This is a genomic window from Micromonospora solifontis, from assembly GCF_003725545.1.
GTDB classification, from domain to species: Bacteria; Actinomycetota; Actinomycetes; order Mycobacteriales; family Micromonosporaceae; genus Micromonospora; species Micromonospora solifontis.
This window is the reverse complement of the sequence record NZ_RJLN01000043.1, coordinates 13,716-36,098: the sequence shown is the minus strand read 5'-3', so window position 1 is coordinate 36,098 and position 22,383 is coordinate 13,716. Positions and strand designations below refer to the sequence as shown.

28 protein-coding genes are annotated in these 22,383 nt (G+C 74.2%); 20 read left to right on the top strand and 8 right to left on the bottom strand.

All coding sequences use genetic code 11. The features are described from left to right. Nucleotides 1–138 precede the first annotated feature (138 nt). A complete protein-coding gene (locus EFE23_RS16405) occupies nt 139–1,677 on the bottom strand; it encodes an FAD-dependent oxidoreductase (RefSeq protein ID WP_123241801.1) in 1,539 nt (512 codons plus the stop codon). A 38-nt stretch (nt 1,678–1,715) separates the two neighbouring features. Further along, complete coding sequence (locus tag EFE23_RS16400; RefSeq protein WP_123241800.1) at nt 1,716–2,207, bottom strand: MSMEG_6728 family protein; 492 nt, start codon at nt 2,205–2,207, stop codon at nt 1,716–1,718. Between the two features lie 87 nt (nt 2,208–2,294). Between EFE23_RS16400 and EFE23_RS16395 the strand changes: the two genes are divergently transcribed. Genes EFE23_RS16395 through EFE23_RS28540 form a run of 3 tightly spaced genes read left to right on the top strand, consistent with a single transcriptional unit; the run spans nt 2,295 to nt 4,746 of the window. Next, a complete protein-coding gene (locus EFE23_RS16395; RefSeq protein ID WP_123241799.1) occupies nt 2,295–4,076 on the top strand; it encodes a potassium channel family protein in 1,782 nt (593 codons plus the stop codon). A 35-nt stretch (nt 4,077–4,111) separates the two neighbouring features. Further along, entirely contained in the window at nt 4,112–4,585 is a 474-nt protein-coding gene (locus tag EFE23_RS16390; RefSeq protein ID WP_123241815.1) for a hypothetical protein, read from the top strand. Next, on the top strand, nt 4,582–4,746 hold the full coding sequence (locus EFE23_RS28540; protein ID WP_199737103.1) for a hypothetical protein: 165 nt from the start codon (nt 4,582–4,584) through the stop codon (nt 4,744–4,746). The genes EFE23_RS16390 and EFE23_RS28540 overlap by 4 nt, the downstream gene beginning before the upstream one ends. 28 nt (nt 4,747–4,774) lie before the next feature. Here the strand turns inward: EFE23_RS28540 and EFE23_RS16385 are convergent, their stop codons facing one another. Further along, nucleotides 4,775–6,016: an APC family permease gene (locus EFE23_RS16385; RefSeq protein WP_123241798.1), complete on the bottom strand. Its 1,242-nt coding sequence runs from the start codon at nt 6,014–6,016 to the stop codon at nt 4,775–4,777. A gap of 13 nt (nt 6,017–6,029) precedes the next feature. Beyond that, nucleotides 6,030–6,767: a phosphatase PAP2 family protein gene (locus tag EFE23_RS16380; protein ID WP_199737105.1), complete on the bottom strand. Its 738-nt coding sequence runs from the start codon at nt 6,765–6,767 to the stop codon at nt 6,030–6,032. Nucleotides 6,768–6,905: 138 nt separating this feature from the next. Here EFE23_RS16380 and EFE23_RS16375 point away from each other — a divergent pair, with 138 nt between their 5' ends. Next, the gene (locus EFE23_RS16375) at nt 6,906–8,114 is read left to right on the top strand and encodes a DUF4032 domain-containing protein (protein ID WP_123241814.1); all 1,209 of its coding nucleotides are present in this window, start codon (nt 6,906–6,908) and stop codon (nt 8,112–8,114) included. A gap of 102 nt (nt 8,115–8,216) precedes the next feature. Here the strand turns inward: EFE23_RS16375 and nagA are convergent, their stop codons facing one another. The 3 genes from nagA to EFE23_RS16360 are packed head-to-tail and all read right to left on the bottom strand — an operon-like array spanning nt 8,217 to nt 11,241. Next, a complete protein-coding gene (gene nagA, locus EFE23_RS16370) occupies nt 8,217–9,326 on the bottom strand; it encodes an N-acetylglucosamine-6-phosphate deacetylase (protein ID WP_123241796.1) in 1,110 nt (369 codons plus the stop codon). 9 nt (nt 9,327–9,335) lie between these two features. Continuing rightward, a complete protein-coding gene (locus EFE23_RS16365) occupies nt 9,336–10,256 on the bottom strand; it encodes an ROK family protein (protein WP_123241795.1) in 921 nt (306 codons plus the stop codon). A 55-nt stretch (nt 10,257–10,311) separates the two neighbouring features. Then, a complete protein-coding gene (locus EFE23_RS16360) occupies nt 10,312–11,241 on the bottom strand; it encodes an SIS domain-containing protein (RefSeq protein ID WP_123241794.1) in 930 nt (309 codons plus the stop codon). Nucleotides 11,242–11,441: 200 nt separating this feature from the next. On the opposite strand from EFE23_RS16360, the gene EFE23_RS16355 reads away from it, so the two are divergent. The 4 genes from EFE23_RS16355 (at nt 11,442) to EFE23_RS16340 (ending at nt 14,902) form a co-directional block, all read left to right on the top strand. Next, nucleotides 11,442–12,227 (top strand): DeoR/GlpR family DNA-binding transcription regulator, encoded by a 786-nt coding sequence (locus EFE23_RS16355; RefSeq protein WP_123241793.1) that lies wholly within the window; start codon nt 11,442–11,444, stop codon nt 12,225–12,227. 150 nt (nt 12,228–12,377) lie between these two features. After that, the gene (locus tag EFE23_RS16350; RefSeq protein ID WP_305034558.1) at nt 12,378–13,301 is read left to right on the top strand and encodes an ATP-binding cassette domain-containing protein; all 924 of its coding nucleotides are present in this window, start codon (nt 12,378–12,380) and stop codon (nt 13,299–13,301) included. After that, nucleotides 13,298–14,311, top strand: a complete 1,014-nt coding sequence (locus EFE23_RS16345; RefSeq protein ID WP_123241791.1) for an ABC transporter permease subunit — start codon at nt 13,298–13,300, stop codon at nt 14,309–14,311. The genes EFE23_RS16350 and EFE23_RS16345 overlap by 4 nt, the downstream gene beginning before the upstream one ends. Before the next feature lie 120 nt (nt 14,312–14,431). Then, complete coding sequence (locus EFE23_RS16340) at nt 14,432–14,902, top strand: DUF3263 domain-containing protein (protein ID WP_123241790.1); 471 nt, start codon at nt 14,432–14,434, stop codon at nt 14,900–14,902. Nucleotides 14,903–14,908: 6 nt separating this feature from the next. Here EFE23_RS16340 and EFE23_RS16335 read toward each other — a convergent pair whose 3' ends face one another. Then, a complete protein-coding gene (locus EFE23_RS16335; RefSeq protein WP_123241789.1) occupies nt 14,909–15,121 on the bottom strand; it encodes a hypothetical protein in 213 nt (70 codons plus the stop codon). 142 nt (nt 15,122–15,263) lie between these two features. Here EFE23_RS16335 and EFE23_RS16330 point away from each other — a divergent pair, with 142 nt between their 5' ends. The 12 genes from EFE23_RS16330 (at nt 15,264) to EFE23_RS16275 (ending at nt 22,383) form a co-directional block, all read left to right on the top strand. Continuing rightward, nucleotides 15,264–16,166 (top strand): hypothetical protein, encoded by a 903-nt coding sequence (locus tag EFE23_RS16330; RefSeq protein WP_123241788.1) that lies wholly within the window; start codon nt 15,264–15,266, stop codon nt 16,164–16,166. A gap of 150 nt (nt 16,167–16,316) precedes the next feature. Next, nucleotides 16,317–16,826 (top strand): GNAT family N-acetyltransferase, encoded by a 510-nt coding sequence (locus EFE23_RS16325; protein ID WP_123241787.1) that lies wholly within the window; start codon nt 16,317–16,319, stop codon nt 16,824–16,826. Between the two features lie 291 nt (nt 16,827–17,117). After that, complete coding sequence (locus EFE23_RS16320; protein ID WP_123241786.1) at nt 17,118–17,573, top strand: hypothetical protein; 456 nt, start codon at nt 17,118–17,120, stop codon at nt 17,571–17,573. A 2-nt stretch (nt 17,574–17,575) separates the two neighbouring features. After that, nucleotides 17,576–18,790 carry an SRPBCC family protein gene (locus EFE23_RS16315; protein WP_123241813.1) on the top strand — a complete coding sequence of 405 codons (1,215 nt, stop codon included), beginning with the start codon at nt 17,576–17,578 and terminating at the stop codon, nt 18,788–18,790. Then, nucleotides 18,790–19,212, top strand: coding sequence for a gas vesicle protein GvpJ (gene gvpJ, locus EFE23_RS29775; protein WP_123241785.1), 423 nt, complete (start codon nt 18,790–18,792; stop codon nt 19,210–19,212). Before EFE23_RS16315 ends, gvpJ begins: the two co-directional genes overlap by 1 nt. A gap of 2 nt (nt 19,213–19,214) precedes the next feature. Then, entirely contained in the window at nt 19,215–19,970 is a 756-nt protein-coding gene (locus EFE23_RS16305) for a GvpL/GvpF family gas vesicle protein (protein ID WP_123241784.1), read from the top strand. Between the two features lie 3 nt (nt 19,971–19,973). Next, on the top strand, nt 19,974–20,309 hold the full coding sequence (locus EFE23_RS16300; protein WP_123241783.1) for a gas vesicle protein GvpG: 336 nt from the start codon (nt 19,974–19,976) through the stop codon (nt 20,307–20,309). A 1-nt stretch (nt 20,310) separates the two neighbouring features. After that, nucleotides 20,311–20,631: a gas vesicle protein GvpO gene (locus tag EFE23_RS16295; RefSeq protein WP_123241782.1), complete on the top strand. Its 321-nt coding sequence runs from the start codon at nt 20,311–20,313 to the stop codon at nt 20,629–20,631. Nucleotide 20,632: 1 nt separating this feature from the next. Then, entirely contained in the window at nt 20,633–21,001 is a 369-nt protein-coding gene (locus EFE23_RS16290) for a gas vesicle protein (protein ID WP_123241781.1), read from the top strand. After that, complete coding sequence (locus EFE23_RS16285) at nt 20,985–21,797, top strand: GvpL/GvpF family gas vesicle protein (RefSeq protein ID WP_123241780.1); 813 nt, start codon at nt 20,985–20,987, stop codon at nt 21,795–21,797. The genes EFE23_RS16290 and EFE23_RS16285 overlap by 17 nt, the downstream gene beginning before the upstream one ends. Continuing rightward, nucleotides 21,788–22,033: a gas vesicle protein gene (locus EFE23_RS16280; protein WP_123241779.1), complete on the top strand. Its 246-nt coding sequence runs from the start codon at nt 21,788–21,790 to the stop codon at nt 22,031–22,033. The genes EFE23_RS16285 and EFE23_RS16280 overlap by 10 nt, the downstream gene beginning before the upstream one ends. Further along, entirely contained in the window at nt 22,030–22,383 is a 354-nt protein-coding gene (locus EFE23_RS16275) for a gas vesicle protein K (protein ID WP_233601016.1), read from the top strand. The genes EFE23_RS16280 and EFE23_RS16275 overlap by 4 nt, the downstream gene beginning before the upstream one ends.

The window sequence follows — 22,383 nt, the reverse complement described above, 5'->3', positions numbered from 1 at the left end:
CGACGGGCAGCATCGACGACACGCACGTGACGTGCGACAACGACATGGCATGCTCCCGGCGGGCTGGTTGACCTTGCGCGGATCACGGTAGGGGCGGGGTCCGGTGACGGGCAACGCATTTCGATGCCCGACGCCGGGTCACCGCCCGGGGCGGCGGCCGGCCAGCAGGCCGCGCGGGCGTACCGAGCGGACCGGCTCGGCGGCCCCGCCCTCCGCCCGCAGGATGTGGTTGGCGGCCACGATCCCGGTCGCCGCCGACCGCTCCATCAGGGCGCTGGGGAAGTCGGTGCGGATCCCGTCCCCGGCCAGGTAGAGGCCGTCGGCGTCGGTGCGTACCCCGGGGCGGCCGGCGTGGCTGCCCGGGGTGAACGCGGGCGCCCGGGCCTCAACCCGGGCGCGCAGCTCGCGGACCCGCAGCCCGGCAGCCTCCGGCCAGAGCGCGGCCAGCTCGACCCGCATCCGTTCGGCCAGCTCCTCGGCCGGCACGCCCGGCTCGCACGCGTACGCGTGCAGCTCGACGACCGATCCGCCGGTCCGCGCGGCCCAGCGGCGCGGCTCGTCCTCCAGCCGGTGGTAGAGCGTCACCGAGTCCAGGGTGGCCTGCCGGGAGACCCCGCTGAACACCGCCCGGTCGGGGCGGACGTCGCCGTCCATCCAGTAGCGGGCAACCGCGTACGGCGGACCGGGGGCGCCGAACGCGGGCATCCGCGCCACCAGCCGGGGTGCCGCCGCGACCAGGCCGGGGGAGGCGGCGACCAGCGCGGCGAGCGCCGGCGGGTCGACGGCGAGCACCACGTGCGCGGCCTCGTGCGACCCGCGGTCGGCGGTGGTCACCCGCCAGCCGCCCGGCGTGCGGTCCAGCCGGGTGGCGGCCGTGCCGGTGCGGACCCGGCTCCCGTGCCGCTCCAGGTGCCGGGTCAGCGGCTCCCAGATCGCCGTCGCGTAGTCCCGGTCCGGGCAGTCGAACGCCAGCCCCTCCGGATTGCCGAGCAGGTAGAAGTGAAACTGGGCGATCATCTCGGCGGCCGACATCTCCGCCTCGTGGTTGAAGAACGAGTGGGAGAAGACCTCGAAGAGCATCGCCCGGGCCCGGTCCGGCAGCCGCAGCGAGGTGAGCAGCTCCTCGGCGGTCCGCTCGTCGAATTCGGCGTAGGTGCGGACCGGGTCGTAGGCGAGCAGCGGCAGCGCGGCGTCCCGGTCCATCGACCGCAGGTCGGCCAGGCGCACGCTGGGGCTGCGCAGCAGCAGCGCCAGCAGGTTCGCCGGCGGCGCCGGCGGCAGCCTGCCGAACTCCTCGGTCGGCCACCGGGCGGACAGCACCGGGTAGCCGGGGACCGGCGCGAGGAAGCCCAGGCCGGGACCCGCCCGGCGGAGGATCGACCGCCAGTTGTAGTACTGCCGGAAGAACGCGTGGAAGCCGTGCTCGTTGCGCTGCGGGCCGTCCGGCAGCTCCTCCGGCCAGGCGGCGAGCCGGCCGCCCAGCATGGGCGCCGCCTCCAGCACGGTCACGTCCACCCCGCGCTCGGCCAGCACCACCGCCGCCGACATGCCGGCGATGCCGCCGCCCACCACCACCGCCCGCACCGGGCGAGGCACCCGGGGGGCGCCACCGCCGCCCGGGTCCACCACGTGCTCGCGTACGCCGATGAGCCGACCGACCAGTTGCGACAGCGCCATGTGCACCTTCCCGGCAGACGGGCCTCCAGTCTGCCGGCTCATCCGTCCCGGGGCAGCAGGCAGCGCCGCTCACGATCCGAGGGTGGCCAGACGTACTCCAGGTCGGGCGGGACGTCGTCGAACCTTGGGCCGTAGTGCCCGGGGTCCTTGCGTAGCAGCGACGACCGGTGGCTGCGGTGCACGTCCTCCCGGCCCAGCCAGGGCGGCAGCTCGCCGGCCTCGGCCAGTTCGGCCTGGCTGCGGACGGTGTCGATGCCGCAGGCGGTGGCCAGGTCGACGGCCATCGTCGCCGCGCAGGTGTCCGCCCGGCCCGGCTCGCACCAGACCGCGCACATGTCCAGCCCGTACCGGGTCAGCGCCTCCTCGTACCCGGCCCACATCTTCACGGCCGGGTGGTTGCGCCAGCCGTAGTCGGGCCGGGTCAGGCCGCGCAGCACCTGGATGGTCTCCACCCGCTGCTTGCCCAGCCGCTTCGCGTCCAGCACCCGGGCGCTGGCCAGGAAGTCCGGATACGGGAGGAACGTCTGCATGGCGCTGCTCTACCCGTACTCGGGGACACCATGCGTCCATGATCCAGGGGGCTGCGCGGACGGCGATCGGCTGACTACCATCCGGGCATGGCCGAGCCCCTGCGTGACCGCGCGCGCCGGGCGACCGGGTGGCGGCTCCGGTCGAACGGGGACGCCCGACCGCACTACGTGGTCTGCGGCAACGACCCGCTCGCATACTGGGTGGTCCGCTCCCTGCTGGCGACCGAGCCGTCCGCCGGGCGGGTCCGGGTCACCCTGGTGGTGCCGGAGCGCCGCCGCTCCGACGGGCCGGACGGCCGGGACCTCGACGACATCCAGGTGATCTTCGCCGACCGGCTCGACGAGGCCACCTTCCGCCGGGCCGGGCTGGCCGGCGCGGCCGGGCTGGCCCTGCTGCACCAGGACGACGTGGGCAACATGCACGCGGCGCTCTGCGCCCAGGAGGTCGAGCCCCGGCTGCGACTGGTGGTACGCATGTTCAACACCAGACTCGCCAACGGCCTGCGCGAGTTCTTCCCCGACTCGGCGGTTCTCTCCGACGCGTCCATCGCCGCCCCGGCGTTCGTCGCCGCCGCGCTGGGCGAGCTGGCCCCCACCCACTTCCGGCACGCGGGGCGCACCCTCTACGCGGCCCGCCGCACCGACGTACGCCACCAGGACGTGCTCTGCGGCCTGGCCGTCACCACCGACCCGGAGCTGATCCGGGTGCTCCCCGCCGACGAGCCGTCGGCCGACGTGGTGCTGGCCGAGGCGACCGGCCAGCCGGCCGGCACCGAGCTGGCCGCCCGCCGCCTGGCCCGGGCCCGGCGCCGCCGGGAGCCCGTGGTGGTGCTGCTCCGCGCGCTGCGCAGCTTCGCCACCCGCAAGATCGGCGTCGCGGTGCTGGCCCTGCTGGCGGTGATCGCCGTCCTCGGCTGGCTGAACGCCCGCGCGGCCGGGGTCAACTGGTCGGACGCGCTCTACCTCACCCTGGTCACCACGTTGAGCGGGCAGGATCCCGACCTCAACAAGCCGGGCGCCGCGCAGGTCATGCAGGTGGTGCTCAACCTGGCCGGGCTGGCCCTGATCCCGCTGATCACCGCCGCCGTGGTCGACGGCATCGTCAACGCCCGGCTCGCCCTGCACACCGGCCGGATCCAGCCCGACCGCACCGGGCACGTGGTGGTGGTCGGGCTGGGCAACATCGGCACCCGGGTGATGGCCCAGCTCAACGACTTCGGGGTCGAGGTGGTCGCCATCGACCGGAACCCCGAGGCGCGGGGCGCTTCGCTGGCGCACCGGCTCGGCGTACCGCTGATCGTCGGGGACGCCGGGTTGGAGGAGACCCTGCGGGCCGCCTCGGTGGCCACCTGCCAGGCCCTGGTCGTGGTCTCCACCGACGACGGCACCAACCTGCGGGCCGCGCTGAACGCCCGCAGCCTCGACCCCGAACTGCGGGTGGTGCTGCGCCTCTTCGACGGCGACTTCGCCGAGCGGATCCAGCGGGCCTTCGGCATCGGCACCTCGCGCAGCGTGTCCTACCTGGCCGCGCCCGCGTTCGCGGCGGCGCTGCTGGACCGCGCGGTGATCGCCACCATCCCGGTCGGCCGGCACGCGCTGCTGGTCACCGAGGTGCCGGTGATGGCCGGCTCCCCGCTGGACGGCCGCCCGCTGGCCGCGGTGGCCCGTCCCGGCGAGGTACGCCTGCTCGCGTACACCCGGTCCGGCCAGAAGACCGACTGGTCGGCCGACCCGCGGATGGTGATCCAGGCGGGCGACCGGCTCACCGTGGTCGCCCGGCGGGCCGGGCTGAGCGCGCTGCTCCGGGAGACCACCCCGGCCCCGGCCGAGCCGGCGGGCACGCCGGGGCCCCGGCAGTCGGAGGAGTGAGCGTTGTCGCGGACTTCCACGGTAGTGTGGAGGTCGTGGGTGCGGTCTATGAAGAGCTTCCGTTCAGCGAGTTCCTCCACCGGCCGGCGGCTGCCGCCGACCGGCTCGACAAGGTGCGGGCGCTGCGCCTGCGCCGCCGGGACGCCGGTGACCTCGCGCTGACCCGCGCAGATCAGTTGGAGCGGGACGCCGTCGTCGTGGACTTCACCGCTCGGCTGCTCGCCGGTCTGGTACGCACCGAGCCCGGCGAGGTGGTTCGTCGCGTCCTGCGTGAGGCTCTGCCGTGGGTGGCGTTCCTGCCCGACGAGGATGTCGACCAGTTGCTGGCCGAGCTGACCACGGTCGCCCAGGGTGCCGCCTCGTTGGAGAACCTGTCACCGGTCGCGGTGCTGCTCACTCAGTGGCGGCACACCGCCGAGATCCACGCCGACCCGACGTTGCTGGAGATCGTTAGCCGGGAGCCCAGCGGGGACCTGGGTCCGGTGCCGGTGCCGGACGCGCAGCGGTGAGCCCGAAGCGCGGCGACCGGGCCGCCCCGCCCGCCGTCGGCACCGAGTACGAGCTGCGCTTCGCCGACTCGGCAGCCGCCGAGTGGTATTTGATCGATGACGACCGCCGCACGGTGTGGCTCGTGCACGCGGGCACCGGCCATCCACGCGAGACCGACTGACCGTGCCGTCATCGCTCGAGTAGTGGGCTCAGGCCGTCCTGACGGTGTGGCGGACGGCGTAGCCGAGGGCCCCGAGGGCGAGGACGCCGAAACCGGCGAGCACGCTGGCCACCGGCAGGCTCACCGCCAGCACCAGGCAGCCCACCAGCCCCAGCGCGGCGATGAGCTGCACCGGTACCTTCCGGGCCGGCTCCCGCCCCAGCCTGAGCGCGGAGGCGTTGGCGATCGCGTAGTAGACCAGCACGGTGCAGCTGGAGAAGCCGATCGCGCCGCGGACGTCGCCCAGCGCCACCACCACGATCACCACGGCGGCCACGGCCAGTTCGGCGCGGTGCGGCACCTTGTGGCGGGGATGCACGGCGGCCAGGACGCCCGGTAGGTCCCGGCGGCGGGCCATCGCCAGGATGGTCCGGCCGACCCCGGCGAGCAGGGAGAGCAGCACCCCGGTCACCGCGACGGTCGCGCCGGCGCGGACCAGCCAGACCAGGCCGGGCAGCCCGGCCACCCGGACCACCTCGGCCAGTGGCGCGGCCGCGGCGGCCAGCCGCTGCTCGCCCAGCACGCCGAGCGCGACCACCGCCAGCACCAGGTAGATCGCCAGCACCACGCCGAGGGCCAGCGGCACGGCGCGCGGGATGGTGCGCTCGGGTTCGCGTACCTCCTCGCCGAGGGTGGCGATCCGGGCGTACCCGGCGAAGGCGAAGAAGAGCAGGCCGGCGGCGGTCAGCACGCCCCGGATGCCGGTCTCCGCCACGCCGTCCAGCCGATCGAGGGAGACGTGCGGGGCGCCGGTCACCGCGACCACCGCCAGGATGGTGAGCACGATCCCGACCAGCACCCGGGTGGCGGTGGCGGTCTTGCCGACGCCACGCAGGTTCACCGCGGTCACCGCCACCACCGCGAGGACCGCGACCAGCCGCGCCCGCCCCGGCCAGAGGTAGGCCCCGATGGTCAGCGCCATCGCCGCGCAGCTCGCCGTCTTGCCGACCACGAACCCCCAGCCGGCCAGGAAACCGGCGAACGGGTGCAGGCGTTCCCGGCCGTACACGTAGGTGCCGCCGGACTCGGGGTAGCGGGCGGCGAGCCGGGCCGAGCTGGTCGCGTTGCAGTAGGCGATGAAGCCGGCCAGGGCCAGCGCGGCCAGCAACCCGGCGCCGCCGGCCGCCGCCGCGGCCGGGCCGAAGACCACGAAGACGCCCGCGCCGAGCATCGACCCCAGACCGATGACCACCGCATCGGGTACGCCCAGCCGCCGGCTCAGTTGATCCACAACCGCACCCTAGCTAGGGGTACGAGGTGAACGGCCGGTCCCAGTTCCGCAACCGTTCCGGCAAGGGCAGGCCGTCCCAGGGCACCCGGTGCAGCAGCCGGTCCAGCAGCAGCCCGAGCAGCAGCCCGGCGACCGAATCGGTCAGCCAGTGCCAGCCGAGGTAGCAGGTGGTGCAGAGGACCACCAGCGGCGGCACCACGCGGATCGCGGTGACCAGCGGGGGCGGGACGGTCCGGCCGAAGGTGCGCAGCAGGGGGGCCAGCAGCAGGGCGAGCAGGCCGTACCAGACGATCGCGTTGGCGACGTGGCCGGACGGGTAGGACTGGGCGAAGCGCACCGGCAGTTCGTGCTGGAACAGCGGCAGCGTCCGCTCGGGCGACAGGAACGGCTCCTTGGCGCTGGCGCTGGGCGCCGGCCGGGCCGTCCACACCTTGAGCGGTCCGATGGTCAGATAGGTGAGCACGAACGCGACAACCGGCGGCAGCACCGGACGGACCGAGTGCAGCCGAACCGCGAGCGACACGCCGAGCCCGGCCGCGAGCAGGGTCAGCGGGGTGCCCTGTCCGAGCAGGTTCAGGATCCGGGCGGCCCACTCGGCGACGGTCGGACGGTGTGTGTCGGACCAGTCGGCGACGGCCCGGTCGAGGCCGAAGAGGTGTCCGGTGGCGAGCGCCACGGTCAGCCCGACCAGGGCGGCCAGCAGCAGCCCGTCGAACCACCAGCCGGCCGGCCGGACGGGCCGGAGCCGCAGCTTGTCGCGTACCTCCGTGGTCTCCCGCACGCGACCACGCTACCGGCCGGCCGCGGTGCCGGACCGGTGCGGGCGGCGGCTGTGTGCCGGCCCACGAAGGGAAGCGCGGGGCCGGGGTGAGCGGTCACACTTGTGGCCGTGCGGATCACCTCGGCTCTCGTCGACCCGGCGCTGCTCGACCTCCCCTGGTCGACCCCGCTGGAGGAGTGGCCTGCCCAGCACCTGGTCGCGCTGCCGCAGGGCATCTCCCGGCACATCGTGCGCTTCGTCCGGCTCGGCGACTACGTGTACGCGGTGAAGGAGACCGGCGAGCGGGTCGCCGAGCGGGAGTACGACCTGCTCCGGGCCCTGGAGCGGATCGACTTCCCGTCGGTCGAGGCGGTCGCGATCGTGGCCGACCGGCAGACCGAGGACGGCGAGCCGCTGGACCCGGTGCTGATCACCCGGCACCTCCAGTTCTCCCTGCCCTACCGGGCGCTGTTCTCCAACACGCTGCGCCCGGAGACCATGAACCGGCTGCTGGACGCCCTGGCCGCGCTGATCGTGCGGATGCACCTCACCGGCTTCTTCTGGGGCGACTGCTCACTGTCCAACACGCTGTTCCGCCGCGACGCGGGCGCGTTCGCCGCGTACCTGGTGGACGCCGAGACCGGGGCGCTGCACCACTCGCTCTCCAACGGCCAGCGGGGCGAGGACCTGGAGATCGCCCGGGTCAACATCTTCGGCGAGGCGCTCGACCTCCAGGCGGCCGGGCTGCTGCACGAGTCGATCGACCCGGAGGTGGTCTGCGAGGAGGTCGTGACCCGGTACGAGCGGCTCTGGCACGAGATCACCTACGAGCAGCAGGTCGAGCGGGCGGCCCGGCACGACATCGAGGGCCGGATCCGTCGCCTCAACGAGCTGGGCTTCGATGTCGCCGAGGTGGCCATGTCGACGGCGGAGAACGGGCGGTACCTGGTCCGTCCGAAGGTGGTCGACGCCGGCTACCACACCCGCCGGCTGCTCCGGCTCACCGGCCTGGACGCCGAGGAGAACCAGGCCCGCAAGCTCCTCAACGACCTGGACGCGTACCGGGTGGAGAGCGACCTGACCGACGAGCAGCAGGCCGCGCACCGCTGGCTGACCGAGGTGTTCGAGCCGGTGGTCCGGGCGGTGCCGGCGCACCTGCGCCGGAAGCTGGAGCCGCAGGAGCTCTTCGCGCAGATCATCGAGCACAAGTGGCTGCTCTCCGAGCAGGCCGGCCGGGACGTCGGGATGCGGCACGCGGTGCACTCGTTCCTCGCCGACGTGCTGGTGCACCGCCCCGACGAGCAGGCCGTCCTCGGCGTCGAGGTCCCCACCGCCTGACGCCTCGCCGCGCTGCGGGGGCTGCGTCGCGCGGCCGCCGTCCGATGCCGGTCCCGGATGGATGCGGACTCGCTGCAAACTCCAGCGCACGCCCCACGCGGGTCACTCCAGCCAGGCGCCGGCCCGCATCACCCGGACCACGTTCAGGTCGTCGTCGAGCACGACCAGGTCGGCCCGGAGGCCGGTCTGGAGCGCCCCGAGCCGGTCGCCCAGGCCGATCGCCCGGGCCGGCGTGGTGGCGACCATCCGGGCGGCGTCGGGCAGGGCGATCCCGGCCGCGACGGCGTGCCGCAGGGCGGCGTCCATGGTCAGCGTGCTGCCGGCGATGGCGCCGTCCCGGCTGAGCCGGGCCACCCCGTCGACCACGGTGACGACCTGGCCGCCCAGCTCGTACTCGCCGTCGGGCATGCCGGCGGCGGCCATCGCGTCGGTGATCAGGGCGGCCCGCTCCGGGCCGGCCACCCAGGTGGCGAAGCCGAGCATCCCGTCGTGCAGGTGCACCCCGTCGGCGACCAGCTCGCACACCACGTTCGGGGAGTCCAGCAGGGCCGCCACCGGGCCGGGCTCCCGGTGGTGCACCGGGCGCATCCCGTTGAACAGGTGGGTGCCGACGCTCGCCCCGGCCGCCACCGCGGCCCGGGTCTGCTGCCAGGTGGCGTCCGTGTGCCCGACCGCCGCGACCACGCCCCGCGAGACGAGCAGCTCGATCGCCGCCAGCGCGCCGGCCCGCTCCGGGGCCAGGGTGACCATCCGGACCGCGCCGCCGCCCAGTTCGATGAGCTCGGCCAGTTCCTCGGTGGACGGGTCGCGGAGGAACTCCGGGTTCTGCGCGCCGCAGCGGTCCGCCGACAGGTACGGCCCCTCGAAGTGGATGCCGGCCAGCACCCCCGACTCCACCAGCGGCCGGAAGGCCGCCGTCGCGTCCCGCATCAGCTCGAACGGCGAGCTGACCAGGCTGGCCAGCAGGGTGGTGGTGCCGTGCCGCAGGTGGAACGCGGCCGCCTCGCGGGCCGAGTCGGCGTCCCCCGTGGTGAAGGTGTGGCCCCCGCCGCCGTGGGTGTGCATGTCCACGAAGCCCGGCACGATCCAGTGCCCGTCGCGCACCGACGGGTACTCGGCGACGGCCCGGATCCGGTCGCCGACGATCTCGACGCAGCCCTGCCGGATCACGCCGGTCGGCGTCACCACCTTGCCGGTCACGCGCAGGGTCATCGACTCTCCTTAATCGAGGGTGTCCAGGGCGAGCAGGGCGGCGCCGAGGCAACCGGCCTCGTCGCCGAGGGCCGCCGCGACCAGGCGCGGCTCCCGGTGGAAGGTCAGTCGTTCGCGGAGCGCCGCCCGCAGCGGGTCGAGCAGCGCGGGGCCGGCCTGGGCGAGGCCCCCGCCGATCACCATGGCCGCCACGTCGAAGAGCGCCTGTCCGGTGGCGAGGCCGTCGGCGAGCGCCTCGACCGCCTCGCGCCAGACCCGGGCGGCCAGCTCCTCGCCGGCCGCCGCCCGGGCGGCCACCTCGGCGGCGGTGGTCGCGGAACCGGCCAGCGCGGTGTAGCGGCGGCCGATGGCCGAGGCCGAGGAGACCGCTTCCAGGCAGCCGGGGCGGCCGCAGCCGCAGCGCGGGCCGTCGGGGCGTACCAGGATGTGGCCGATCTCGCCGGCGGCGCCGTGCGCGCCGACGGCGGCCGACCCGTCGACCACGTGGGCGGCGGCGATGCCGGTGCCGATCGCGACGAAGAGCACGTGGCGGGCGTCCCGGCCGGCGCCGAGCCGGGCCTCCGCCAGGCCGCCCACCCGCACGTCGTGGCCGAGCGCCGCCGGCAGGCCGAGCCGCGCCTGCGCCAGGTCCCGCAGCGGTACGTCCCGGAAGCCCACGTTCGCCGACCAGACCGCGACCCCGCGCGCCTCGTCGACCACCCCCGGTACGGCGATGCCGCAGGCCACCGGGGTCAGCCCGTCGGCGCGCGCCTTCCCGGCCAGGGCCTCGGCCACGTCGAGGATGGTCCCGACCACCGCCTCCGGTCCGCGGGCCGCCTCGGTGGCGTGCCGCTCCGCGTGCGCCACGGTGCCGTCCGGGCGGACCAGGGCGCACTTCATCCCGGTGCCGCCCACGTCCAGCGCGACGACGACCTCGCCGCCTGACGTCACGGTGTCTCCGTTGTTCGCGACTGCGGGGCTCGCAACCCCGGCTCACTCCTCGCGCTCACGCCAGCACCACGGAGCGGGTCAGGTGCCGGGGCGCCTCCGGGTCGAGACCGCGGCTGGTGGCCAGCGCGACGGCGAAGCGCTGGGCGAGGATCAGGTCGGCCATCGGATCGACCGGGGTGCGCCCGGCCGCCCAGCTGGTGAGCACGGTGTGGCAGCCGTGGGTGCGGCTGTGCACGAAGGCGGCGCCGGTGGCCGCGACGTCCTCGGGCAGCCCCTCCGGGATCTCGCCGAACGCCCAGACCAGGCGGCCCGGGGCGGCGACGGAGATCGGACCGTGCCGGTAGTCCATCGCCGGGTACGCCTCGGCCCAGAAGGTGGCCGCCTCCCGGCACTTCAGCGCGGCCTCCTGGGCCAGCCCGACCGTCCAGCCGCGGCCGAGGAAGGTGACCTGCTCGATCCGGGCCGGGTCGATCGGCAGCGGGGCCCGGACGGCGACCTCCGCGTCGGCGGCCAGCCGGCCCAGGTCCTCGCCGAGGTGGGCGCGGAGCAGGGCGAGGGCGGTGGTGGCGAAGCGGGTCTGCACGACCGAGCGTTCGTCGGCGAAGGGCATGGTCACGGCGGCGTCGGCCAGCTCGACCGCCGGGGAGGCGGGGTCGCCGACCAGGACCGTGCTCGGGATCCGGCCGCGCAGCGCGGCGAGCAGCTCCAGGACCTCGGTGGTGGTGCCGGAGCGGGTGATCGCGATGAGCCGGTCGTAGCGGCGGCCGGTGGGGAACTCGCTGGCCTGGAAGGCGTCGGTCTCGCCCTGCCCCGCGTGCTCGCGCAGGCCGGCGTACGCCGCCGCCATGAACCACGACGTGCCGCAACCCACGACGGCGACCCGCTCGCCGGGGCGCGGCAGCCGGTCGGCGAGGGTCGGGGCGAGCCGCGCCGCCTCCCGCCAGCAGTCGGGCTGGCTCGCGATCTCCGCGTGCACGTACGCCATGACAACTCCTCGCCCCGGGGGGAGACTCTGCGCAATACGGCGCGATATGGCCGTCTTTCGCGCGTCATTCTGCGCGAACCGGGGTGGCTGTGGCAACCGCCTCCCAGATCGCGCAGCTCAGGGTTTTGCGCCCGGGTAGTTTCGCGCACTACTGTGCACGCAATCAATCACCGTTCGTGCAGAGTCAGTGGAGGCCCCGCGTGGACCGCTACGCCCGATGGAACGCGCTGCTGGAGATGCTGACCGACAACGGACGGGTCAGCGTCGAGGAGGCGGCCGATCGCCTGGAGGTCTCCCAGGCGACCATCCGGCGTGACTTCGACCAGCTCGCCCAGCAGCAGATGATCACCCGTACCCGGGGTGGGGCGGTCGCCAACGGCGTCTCGTACGACCTGCCGCTGCGCTACAAGACCGCCAAGCACTCGGCCGAGAAGCAGCGGATCGGGACGGCCGCCGCGGCGCTGGTCTCCCCGGGCACCGTGGTCGGCCTCAACGGCGGCACCACCAGCACCGAGGTGGCCCGGGCCCTGGCCGTCCGGCCCGACCTGAACACCAGCGCCGAGGGCGCCCAGCTCACCGTGGTCACCAACGCCCTGAACATCGCCAACGAGCTGCTGGTGCGGTCGCGGATGAAGGTCGTGGTGGCCGGCGGCGTGGTCCGGCCCAAGTCGTTCGAGCTGGTCGGCCCGCTGGGCGGGGCGCTGCTGCGCGAGGTGACCCTGGACATCGCCCTGCTCGGCGTGGACGCGATCGACCCGCAGCTGGGCGCCGCCGCCCACCACGAGGGCGAGGCGGCGATGAACAGCCTGATGGTGGCCCGGGCGAAGCGGGTGGTGGTGATCGCCGACTCGTCCAAGCTGGGCGGGCACGCGTTCGCCCGGATCTGTCCGGTGGACCGGGTGGAGACGCTGGTGACCGACTCCGGCGCGTCCCCGACCGTGGTGCAGGCGTTCCGTGACGCCGGCGTGCACGTGATCTGCGCCTGACACGGGCGCGACATCTGCATACCGGGTATTGCGCCCGTCTGCATACCGCGTATGGTGTCCGCTGTCACCTACTTATCGGGGGAGGTCAGCTTGACGGCTGTCCTGGAGATCGAGGGTCTCCGCAAGACGTACCGGAGCCGGAAACGCGGGGTGCGCCACGCGCTCGACGGCTTCGACATGCGGGTCGAGGCCGGGCAGGTGCACGGCTTCCTCGGCCCGAACGGCTCCGGCAAGACCACCACGCTGCGCACCCTGCTCGGCCTGATCCGGCCGAACGGGGGCCGGATGGCCCTCCTCGGCCAGGAGCTGCCGCGGGCGCTGCCCGCCGTCGCCGGCCAGGTCGGCGCCATCGTGGAGAGTCCGCAGTTCTTCCCGCACTTCTCCGCCCGGGACACGCTCGGCCTGCTCGCGCAGGCCGGCGAGCTGCCCCGGCAGCGGGTCGACGAGGTGCTGGAGCTGGTCGGGCTCCGCGACCGGGCCGGGGAGCGGGTGAAGACCTACTCGCTGGGCATGAAGCAGCGGCTGGCGGTCGCCTCCGCGCTGCTCAAGAACCCCAAGCTGCTGATCCTGGACGAGCCGGCCAACGGCCTCGACCCGGGCGGCATCCGGGAGATGCGCAGCCTCATGCGCGACCTCGCCGCCGCCGGGATGACCGTGGTGCTCTCCAGCCACATCCTCGGCGAGATCCAGCTCATCTGCGACTCGGTCACCATCATCTCGCTGGGCCGGCGGGTCGCGTACGGGCCGGTCGACGAGGTGCTCGCCGCGCACTCCCAGGGCGCGGTGCGGGTACGCCTGGAGGCGGTCACCGACCTGCCGCAGGCCGCCGACACGCTCAGCCGGGCCGGCGTCCGGGTCACCACCGAGGCGGACCACCTGATGCTCGCCGGCGTCGACAAGCCGGCCACGGTCAGCCGCCTCCTCGCCGAGCGGGGCCTCTACGTCAGCGAGCTGACGCCCGTCGCGGTCGACCTGGAGAGCGTCTTCCTCGAACTGACCGCAACCGCGCCGGTCCCCGGCCAGCACCGGCAGGTCGACCAGTCCACGAAGGTCGAAGGGGGTTGGGGCGCATGAGCCTGTTCGTCACCGAGCTGCGCCGGCTGGCCAAGCGCCGGGTCACCCGGCTGCTGCTGGTCCTGCTGGTGCTCGGCCTGGCCGGCGTGGCCACCGCCTTCAGCTTCTCCAGCCACAAGCTCTCCAAGGAGGTGGTGGCCGCCGCCCAGGTGGAGGCCGACCACCAGTACCGCCAGGCGGTGAAGGACTGGGAGCGGACCGTCGCCGACTGCGACGCCGCCAAGGCGCGGGGGGAGGCGACCGAGGAACGCTTCGGGCCGAACTGCGGCCGGGACTGGCAGCCCCAGCCGGAGATGTTCGACCCGAAGTGGAACCTGCCCTACCAGTTCGACTTCCGGGCCGAGTTCCCCACGTTCATCGCGGTGTTCGCCGGGGCGGTGGCGCTCTTCGCGTTCATCGTCGGCGCCTCGTTCGTCGGGGCCGAATGGAGCACCGGCGGGATGATGAACCTGCTGCTCTGGCGGCCGAAACGGCTCGCCGTGCTGGGCACGAAGATGGCCGCGCTGCTCACCACCGTGCTCGGGGTGACCGTGGTGCTCGGCGCGTTCTGGACGCTGGCCTTCTGGCTGATCGGGCGGTACCGGGGGACCACCGTCAAGGTGACCGCCGGGGTCTGGCGCTCGATCGGGTTGGACGGCCTGCGGGCGGTCGGGATCGTCCTGGCGATCGGCGCGATCGCGTTCGCGCTCGCCTCGCTCGGCCGGCACACCGCGATGGCGCTCGGCGCGGCCGTGGCGGTCTTCGCGATCAGCGAGATCGGCATCCGGATCGCGGTCGGCGTGCTCTCCATCCCGTTCGGCGACCGGTACGTGCTGTCCACGTACGCCCAGGCCTGGTTCATGAAGCAGGTGAAGCTCTTCGACTACGACGCGTGCCAGTTCGCCAAGGGCCAGTGCGAGCCGGCCGAACTGCTGGTCACCTGGCAGGACTCGGCCCTGGTGTTCGGCCTCGGCGCCGCGGTGGTGCTGGTCGCCGCGTTCTGGGCGATGCGCAAGCGGGACATCGCCTGACCCGACGCGCGCCGACCCTCCGGACACCGCGTCCGCTGCGGCCGGGACGGGCCCTGGTTACGCTGGGGTCCCCCCGGCCGGTGGTCGCCGCGCCGGCCGCCCGCCCGCCCGAGGAGCGCCATGCCCGCCGACGCCGCCCCGGCCGCCACCGACCGGCCCGAGCCGTCCGGCCCGGCCGACGTCGCGCGCCGGGAAGCCGGCGTCACCGTCCCCCCACCCCGGTCCGCGCCCGCCGTCGAGGCCGATCCGGCACCGCCGACCGGAGAGCGGACCGCGCCGGCTGCCGAGCAGCCGACGGTCGTCGAGGACGACGAACCCGCCGGGGACGGCGCGAACGGCGCCGCCCCGGACGCCCGGCCGGGTGAGCTGACCGAGCGGGAGCGGCGGATCCTCGACTTCGAGCAGCGGTGGTGGAAGCACGCCGGGGCGAAGGAGCAGGCGATCCGGGACACCTTCGGGCTCTCCGCCACCCGCTACTACCAGTTGCTCAACACGTTGCTCGACCACCCGGCCGCGCTGGCGGCCGAGCCGGTGCTGATCGGCCGGCTGCGCCGCCTGCGCTCCTCCCGGGCGCGTAACCGGCGGCGCTGACCCGGCTCACTCCTCGTACGTGCGCAGCCCGTTGCCGATGGCGAAGAAGGTCGGCGCCCACTCGCCCACGAAGATGCCCCAGCGGTCCGCCCGGGCGACCCCGGCCCGCTCCAGGTGCTTGGAGAGGAACCAACTGGTGAAGGAGAGCCCGACGCTCACGAAACCAGCCAGGTAGGCGTGCTCCGACTTGAGTCCGGCCTCGTGCAACCGCTCCAACATGCGATCCCCCTGTCGCGTCCGTACCGGTCGCTGCTGACGCTACCGGCGCAGGTCGCGGCGTACCGGTCACTTGCCCGGACGCATCGCCGGAATGGCCGCCGCCGGTCGGGGTAGGCGGGGCGGCGACGGAGGGAGCGCACCGATGGGGGCACCAGATCGCCGGTACCCGACCGGGAGCCGGCCGGCGCGGCCGGTCGGGACGGCGCCGATGATGCGGGTACGCTCCGCCACCGATCCGGCCCCCGGCCGGCTGGAGAACGAGGACGCGGTGTTCCGCTTCGGCCCGCTGGTGGGGGTCCTCGACGGCGCGACCGTGCCGGAGGGCTTCGACACCGGCTGCGTGCACGGGCCCGCGTGGTACGTCCGGCACCTGGCCGCCCGGATCGGCCTGGCGGTCGCCGCCCGCCCGGCGGCGACGCTGATGAGCAGCCTGGCGGCGGCCATCCTGGCGGTCCGCGCCGATCACGGCGGCGCCTGCGACCTGGACCATCCGGGCACCCCGTCGTCCACCGTCTGCCTGCTCCGGGAGGGCGGCGACCAGGTGGACTACCTGGTGCTCTGCGACAGCCCGCTGGTGCTCGACAGTGGCGGCGAGGTCAGTGTGGTCTCCGACGATCGGCTGGCCGCCGCGATGGCGGACCTGCGCCGGACGGCTGACGCCCTGCCCGGCACCGACGTCGACCCGACGACCCGGTTCCGCCGGTCGGTGACCGTGCAACGGGCGCGGCTGAACCGGACCCACGGCTACTGGGCGGCCGCCTCCGACCCGGACGCCGCGTACCACGCGTTGACCGGGACGCTGCCGTTGCGTGGCCCGGGGGCGCTGCGGCGGGCGGCCCTGCTCAGCGACGGCGCCTCGTGCGCGGTGGACCAGTTCGGCCTGTTCGACTGGGCGGGGCTGCTGGCGGTGGCGGCCCAGGACGGGCCGGAGGGGCTGATCGGCCGGGTACGGGCCGCCGAGCGGGACCATCCGGAGCGACTGCGCCGGCACAAGCGGACCGACGACGCCTCGGTGGTCCTCTGCGAGTTCGACCCCGTCGAGTGAGCACCCTCACGCCGAAACGAACCGGTCGGCTGACAACGGAGCGTGAGGCGGAACACCCCGGGGGTACGACCGGGCGGTAGCCTCGGCCGGACCGGCAGAACGGGCCGAAAGCAGTGGACTGGGGCCGGTGGGAACGGCAGACTGCGGCTCGTGACGGGAGCGGTACGACTGGAGCCGGTCGACGAGGGGAACCTGGAGCCGTTGCTCTCCGTAGCGGCTGCCGAGGCGGAACCGGAGGACGTCATGCCTCCGGTGGAGGCCCCTGCCGGCTGGTCGCTGGCCCGTCGGGACGCGTTCCGGGACTTTTACCGGGCCAGCTTCGGTGGCCTGGAGGGCCCGACCCGCACCCGGATGTACGCGATCATCGCCGGCGGCGAGGTGGTCGGCATGGTGCGGATGACCCGCTGCGCGGAGCCGGGGACGGTGGAGACCGGGATGTGGCTCGGGCGCTCGGCGCGGGGCCAGGGGCTCGGCGCGGCCGCCCTGCGCGAGCTGTTGCACGCCGCCGCGGCGGCCGGCATGCACACCGTGGTGGCCGAGACGACGCCGGACAATCGCGGTGCGATCTCGGTTTTGGAAAAATGCGGCGCGGAATTGCGCGAGGATGGCGGAAAGCTGCGCGCGAAAATGTGTCTGGATTCCGCACTTCCGGCTCGCTGACAATTCTCGCTTGCCTTAAGGCAAGTATCTCCTTCTCCTGCTCGCTGCGGTGCCTCCGACCGTTTTGCGTGCTATCTACCTGGCCCTCCTCGGATCACCGATTCTGTTGTGACCAGCCGGTCAGGGCGATCCGGGAAATGTTTTGTGGATGGCGTGGCGGGTACTGCCGGCCGGGTCCGCTGATTCGGGACACCGGTTCGCAGGCCCATTTCCGCTGATCCCCGGCAGCAGTTTTCCGGGCCTGCTCCACGTGCAAGGTGTCCGCTTCCGCCGGGGAGCGAAGGAGAACAGATGAAGAGCGGAGCTCGGATCGCCCTGGCGGTCGGTTTCGGATACATCCTCGGCCGCCGCAGGAAGCTGCGTACCGCCCTCACCCTGGCCGCCGCGGTGGCCGCCGGCCGGGCCAGCCAGCAGCCCGGCGGACTGAAGAAGGTCGCCTCCGACCTGTTGAACGTGAGCCCCCAGCTGGGCAACCTCAGCAAGCTCGGCGCGCCGCTCGCCACGGCCGGCAAGGCCGCGGCGACCGCTGCCGCCGGCAGTGGGATCGACGCGCTCGGCGGCAAGCTGCGGGGCAGCGCCGACGCGCTGCGCCGCAAGTCCGGCGCGGGCCAGCCGGAGGAGGAGCCGGAGACCGAGGAGCGCTCGGCCCCGGACGAGGAACAGGAACTCGACGAGCAGCCCGAGGCGCTCGACGACGAGGACCGGGACGAGCAGCCGGTCCCGGCGCGCCGGCGGCGGGGGCGGTGACCATGGCCAGCAACAGTCTGACCGACAAGGCACGCGACCAGCTCGGCGCCGAGCTGCGCAACCTCGCCTCGGCCATCGGGGAACGCGCCGTACACGTGGTGACCGAGCGGATCACCGGGGCGACCGGCCGGCTCAGCGAGTACGCCAAGCAGGGCGGCGGTCCCGGTCTGATCGCCGCTGCCACCGGCGCCCAGAAGCTCGCCGAGGGCCACTCCCCGGTCAAGGCCATGTTCCATGCCGGCCTGGCCGGCGGTAAGGAGAAGTTGATGTCGGCGTTCGGCGGTGGCGGCAAGGGCGGCAAGGGCGGCGGCAAGAAGCTCAAGGTCACCAACATCGTCGAGACGATCGAGGTCGGCGTGCCCGTCCGGGTCGCCTACAACCAGTGGACGACCTTCGGCGACTTCCCGAGCTTCATGAAGAAGGTCGAGCTGGCCGAGAACGCCTCCGACGAGAAGATGAACTGGAAGGCGCAGGTCTTCTGGTCGCACCGCACCTGGGAGTCGACCATCATCCGGCAGATCCCCGACCGGTTGATCCACTGGCGGTCGAAGGGCGAGAAGGGCTCCGTCGACGGCACGGTCAGCTTCCACGAGGTCGGCCCGGAGCTGACGAAGATCCTGGTGGTGCTTGAGTACCACCCCAAGGGACTCTTCGAGCACACCGGCAATCTCTGGCGCGCCCAGGGCCGCCGGATGCGGCTGGAGCTGAAGCACTTCGTCCGGCACGTGATGACGCAGACCGTGCTCGACCCCGACTCCGTTGAGGGCTGGCGGGGCGAGATCGAGGACTCCCAGGTGGTCAAGGACCACGAGACCGCGCTCCGCGAGGAGCAGGAGGCCCGCGAGCAGCAGGAGCACGGCCGTGCCGAGGAGCCCGAGGAGGAGCCCGAGGCGCGCGAGGAGGAACCGGAGGAGGAGCGCCGGCCCGCCGAGCGCGGCCGCCGCCGGCCGCCGCAGCGCCGTCGCCCGCCCGAGGAGGAGTACGACGACTACGACGAGGGCGACGACTTCGACGACGAGGAGTACGCCGAGGAGCCGGAGGAAGAGGAGCAGCCGCCCCCGCGCCGCCGGCAGCCCGAGCGGGCCCGCCGCCCCCGCCCGGAGCGGGAGCCCCGCGCGGAGCGCGAACCGCGCGAGGAGCGGCCCCGCCCGGCCCGCCGTACCGCCGAGACCCCCCGTCGCCCGGTGGTCCGCCGCCGGCGAGAGGAGCGTGAGTGATGACCGTCGCCACCACATCCGGCCAGTCCGGTAGCGCGCTGGAACGCACCGGCGGCGGTGGGTCCGGGACCCTTGCCGACGTCGTCGAGACGGTGCTGGACAAGGGCGTGGTGATCGACGCGCAGGTGTCGGTCGCCGTGGTCGGCATCCAGCTCCTGGAGATCAACGCCCGGATCGTGATCGCCAGCGTCGAGACGTACCTGCGGTTCGCCGAGGCGGTCGACCGGCTGAGCATCGTGCCGAAGGACACGAAGACCCTGCCGGACATCGTGGGCGACACCGCCAAGGGGGCGGCCAAGGGCAAGGCGGTCTCCGGCCTCGGCAAGGCGGCCGAGGAGATCAGCGGCGCGGTGGCGGACTCGCTGCGGGACCGGGACTCCGACCGCCCCCGGCAGCGCCGCAGCCGGCAGGAGGAGCGCTAGAGATGGCTGAGGAGAACGGATTGTTCATCTACGGCATCGTGCCGGCGGACGTGGAGCCGACCCCCGACGCGGAGGGGGTCGGCAACCCGCCGGCCGAGGTCACCGCGATCCGGCACGGCGAGCTCGCCGCGCTGGTCAGCGAGGTCGGGCTGGAGGAGCCGATGGGCCGGCCGGCCGACCTCACCGCGTACGAGCGGCTGCTGGACGGCACGGCGGAGATCGCGCCGGTGCTGCCGGTCCGGTTCGGCACGGTGGTGACCGGCGCGGACGCGGTGGAGGACCTGCTGGCGGCGCACCAGGAACGGTTCGCCGCCGCGCTGGCGGAGCTGGAGGACCGGATCCAGTACACCGTGCACGGGCGCTTCGATGAGCAGGAGTTCATCAGCGGCTTCCTGGCCGACAACGACGCCGCCGCCGGGCTCGCCGAGCAGATCCGGGGCCGCTCCGAGGCGGCGAGCCGGGAGCAGCGGATCCGCCTCGGCGAGATGATCAGCCAGGCGGTCGAGCTGCGCCGGGAGGCGGAGAACCGGGCGCTGGTCGACGCGGTGGGCCGCTACGCGGTGGCCGACGCGGCGCGCCAGCCCAGCCACGAGCTGGACGCGGTGAACGTCGCCTTCCTGGTCGGCGTGGACGACGAGGAGAAGTTCATCGGGGCGGTGGAGGAGTTCGCCGAGCAGCGCCGGGAGCTGATCCGGACGCGCCTGATCGGCCCGCTCGCCCCGTACGACTTCATCAGCGCACACCAGCTGGTGGAGTGAGCCGTGGACATCCTCTGGGCGCTGCTGACCCTGCCGTACGCCCCGGTGCGGGGCCTCACCGCGATGGTGAAGATGGTCGCCCGGGAAGCGGAGTCGCGGCAGTACAACCCGGTCAACATCCGGCGGGAGCTGGAGGAGCTGGACCGGGCGGCGGCGGCCGGCGACATCACGCCGGAGGAGCGGGACCGGGGCCAGGAGCGGGTCCTGGACCGGCTCACCCCGCCGGCCGGCGACACCGGCCGTACCCCGTCCGCGGGTACGGCCGGCACCGGCCGGCGGCCGCCCGCCCGGCGGCGCGTCGACCGTCCGGGTGACCGGCACCGTGGGCGAGGGAGATGAGATGACAGCGGCACGGATCCGCAGCGACGGGAAGCGCGACCGGAACGACCATCCGGACGACGACTACGAGGAGATCGACGCGGCCGACGCGGCCCGCGAGGGGCTGCGGCAGGTGGTCGCGCTGACCGGCAAGGACCCGCTGGGGGTCACCTCGATCCAGCCCACCGACGACGGCTGGCGGATCGGGGTGGAGGTGGTCGAGGACCACCGGATCCCCGCCTCGACCGACCTGCTCGGCCTCTACGAGGTGGAGCTGGACATGACCGGCAGCCTGCTCGGTTACCGGCGCACGCGCCGCTACCAGCGGGGCAAGGGGGACTGAGATGACGGTGGGTCGGACGCCTTCGGTGGTCCAGAACTCCGGTCAGGTGCTGCCGGCCGGGCACGAGCCGGCGAACCTGGGCGACATCCTCGAACGGGTGCTCGACCGGGGCATCGTCATCGCCGGTGACATCCGGGTCAGCCTGCTCGACATCGAGCTGCTGACGTTGAAGCTGCGGCTGGTCATCGCCTCCGTGGACACCGCGCGGCAGATCGGCATCGACTGGTGGGAGCACGACCCGTGGCTCAGTTCCCGGGCCCGCCCGCCGGTCGAGCCGGGGCCGCGCGACCCCGAGGAGGTCGAGGCGTCCCGGCGGCCCCGGGTGGCCGCCCGCGCCGCGCGAGAGGAGTGGGATGAGTACGACGGCTGAGCCGGCCCGGGCGGTGCCGGGCACCGGAAGCGCCGTGTGGCTGCACGGGGTGGTCGCCGCGGTCACGGCCACGCCGGCCGGGACCACCGGCATCGCGGGCACGCCGGTCCGGTCGGTGGCCGGCGCCGGCCTGGTCGCCGTGGTCAGCGACGTCCCGCTGGCCGAGTACGGCGAGGAGGCGCTGCGTCGGAACCTGGAGGACCTGGCCTGGCTGGAGCGGGCCGCCCGGGCGCACCACGCCGTGGTGGCCGCGCTGTGCGGGGCCGGCCCGGTGGTGCCGGCCCGGCTCGCCACCGTGCACCGGGACGACGACCGGGTGGCCCGGGTGCTGGCCGAGCGGCACGACGAGCTGGCCGGCACGCTGGCCCGGCTCACCGGCCGCGAGGAGTGGGGGGTCAAGGGGTACGTGGTCCCCGGCGCCACCCCCCGGACGGAGGAGCCCGCCGCCGGCGGTGGCGCCGGCGCGGCGTACCTGCGGCGGCGTAAGGCCCAGCTGACCGCCCGGGAGGAGGGGCAGCGGATCGCCGCCGACGCGGCGGCCGCCGTGCACGCGGCCCTCGCCGGGTACGCGGTCACCGCTCGCCGGCACGCCCCGCAGGACCGCCGGCTCTCCGGGGCGCCCACCGCGATGGTGCTCAATGGCGCGTACCTGATCGACCGGGAGCGGCTGGACGGCTTCGCCGCGCTGGTCCGCGAGCTGGCCGACCGGCATCCGGAGATCCGGCTGGAGGCGACCGGCCCGTGGCCGCCGTACTCGTTTGTCGCGGAACCCTCGGCGGAGCCGGCATGGGCGTGACGTCGCTGGCGCCGAGCAGCGCCGACGACCCGCTGACCTACCGGCCGGTGGCCCTGGTCGACCTGCTCGACCGGGTGCTCGCCACCGGCGTGGTGATCACCGGGGACATCACCCTGGCCATCGCCGACGTCGACCTGGTCCGGATCTCGTTGCGGGCCCTGATCGCGTCGGTCGGCGCGCTCGCTCCGCCGTCGGAGGTGGCGCCGCTCGCCCCGCCGTCGGAGGTGGCGCCGTGACCGGCCGGGACGAGGCGGCCGAGTTGGCCGCGGCGCTGGGGGAGTCGCAGTGGCAGGCGCCCCGGGTCCGGCCGCTGGACCGCCGGCTCGCCGTGGACCAGGACTCCGTCGAGCGGGGCCTGGCCAGCCTGGTGCTCACCGTCATCGAGCTGTTGCGGCAGCTGATGGAACGGCAGGCGCTGCGCCGGGTCGACCTCGGCGACCTCAGCGATGAGCAGGTCGAACGGATCGGCAGCACGCTGATGGCGCTGGAGGAGCAGATGACCCAGCTCCGCGACTACTTCGGCCTCTCCCCCGAGGACCTCAACCTCGACCTCGGCCCCCTGGGCCCCCTCCTCCCCACCGACTAA

Bases quoted from the DNA above. Each gene is read 5' to 3' on its own strand.
- EFE23_RS16405 (WP_123241801.1), bottom strand. From the start codon at position 1,677: ATGGCGCTGTCGCAACTGGTCGGTCGGCTCATCGGCGTACGCGAGCAC.
- EFE23_RS16400 (WP_123241800.1), bottom strand. From the start codon at position 2,207: ATGCAGACGTTCCTCCCGTATCCGGACTTCCTGGCCAGCGCCCGGGTG.
- EFE23_RS16395 (WP_123241799.1), top strand. From the start codon at position 2,295: ATGGCCGAGCCCCTGCGTGACCGCGCGCGCCGGGCGACCGGGTGGCGG.
- nagA (WP_123241796.1), bottom strand. From the start codon at position 9,326: ATGACCCTGCGCGTGACCGGCAAGGTGGTGACGCCGACCGGCGTGATC.
- EFE23_RS16360 (WP_123241794.1), bottom strand. From the start codon at position 11,241: ATGGCGTACGTGCACGCGGAGATCGCGAGCCAGCCCGACTGCTGGCGG.
- EFE23_RS16345 (WP_123241791.1), top strand. From the start codon at position 13,298: ATGAGCCTGTTCGTCACCGAGCTGCGCCGGCTGGCCAAGCGCCGGGTC.
- EFE23_RS16340 (WP_123241790.1), top strand. From the start codon at position 14,432: ATGCCCGCCGACGCCGCCCCGGCCGCCACCGACCGGCCCGAGCCGTCC.
- EFE23_RS16335 (WP_123241789.1), bottom strand. From the start codon at position 15,121: ATGTTGGAGCGGTTGCACGAGGCCGGACTCAAGTCGGAGCACGCCTAC.
- EFE23_RS16330 (WP_123241788.1), top strand. From the start codon at position 15,264: ATGGGGGCACCAGATCGCCGGTACCCGACCGGGAGCCGGCCGGCGCGG.
- EFE23_RS16320 (WP_123241786.1), top strand. From the start codon at position 17,118: ATGAAGAGCGGAGCTCGGATCGCCCTGGCGGTCGGTTTCGGATACATC.
- EFE23_RS16315 (WP_123241813.1), top strand. From the start codon at position 17,576: ATGGCCAGCAACAGTCTGACCGACAAGGCACGCGACCAGCTCGGCGCC.
- gvpJ (WP_123241785.1), top strand. From the start codon at position 18,790: ATGACCGTCGCCACCACATCCGGCCAGTCCGGTAGCGCGCTGGAACGC.
- EFE23_RS16305 (WP_123241784.1), top strand. From the start codon at position 19,215: ATGGCTGAGGAGAACGGATTGTTCATCTACGGCATCGTGCCGGCGGAC.
- EFE23_RS16295 (WP_123241782.1), top strand. From the start codon at position 20,311: ATGACAGCGGCACGGATCCGCAGCGACGGGAAGCGCGACCGGAACGAC.
- EFE23_RS16290 (WP_123241781.1), top strand. From the start codon at position 20,633: ATGACGGTGGGTCGGACGCCTTCGGTGGTCCAGAACTCCGGTCAGGTG.
- EFE23_RS16285 (WP_123241780.1), top strand. From the start codon at position 20,985: ATGAGTACGACGGCTGAGCCGGCCCGGGCGGTGCCGGGCACCGGAAGC.
- EFE23_RS16280 (WP_123241779.1), top strand. From the start codon at position 21,788: ATGGGCGTGACGTCGCTGGCGCCGAGCAGCGCCGACGACCCGCTGACC.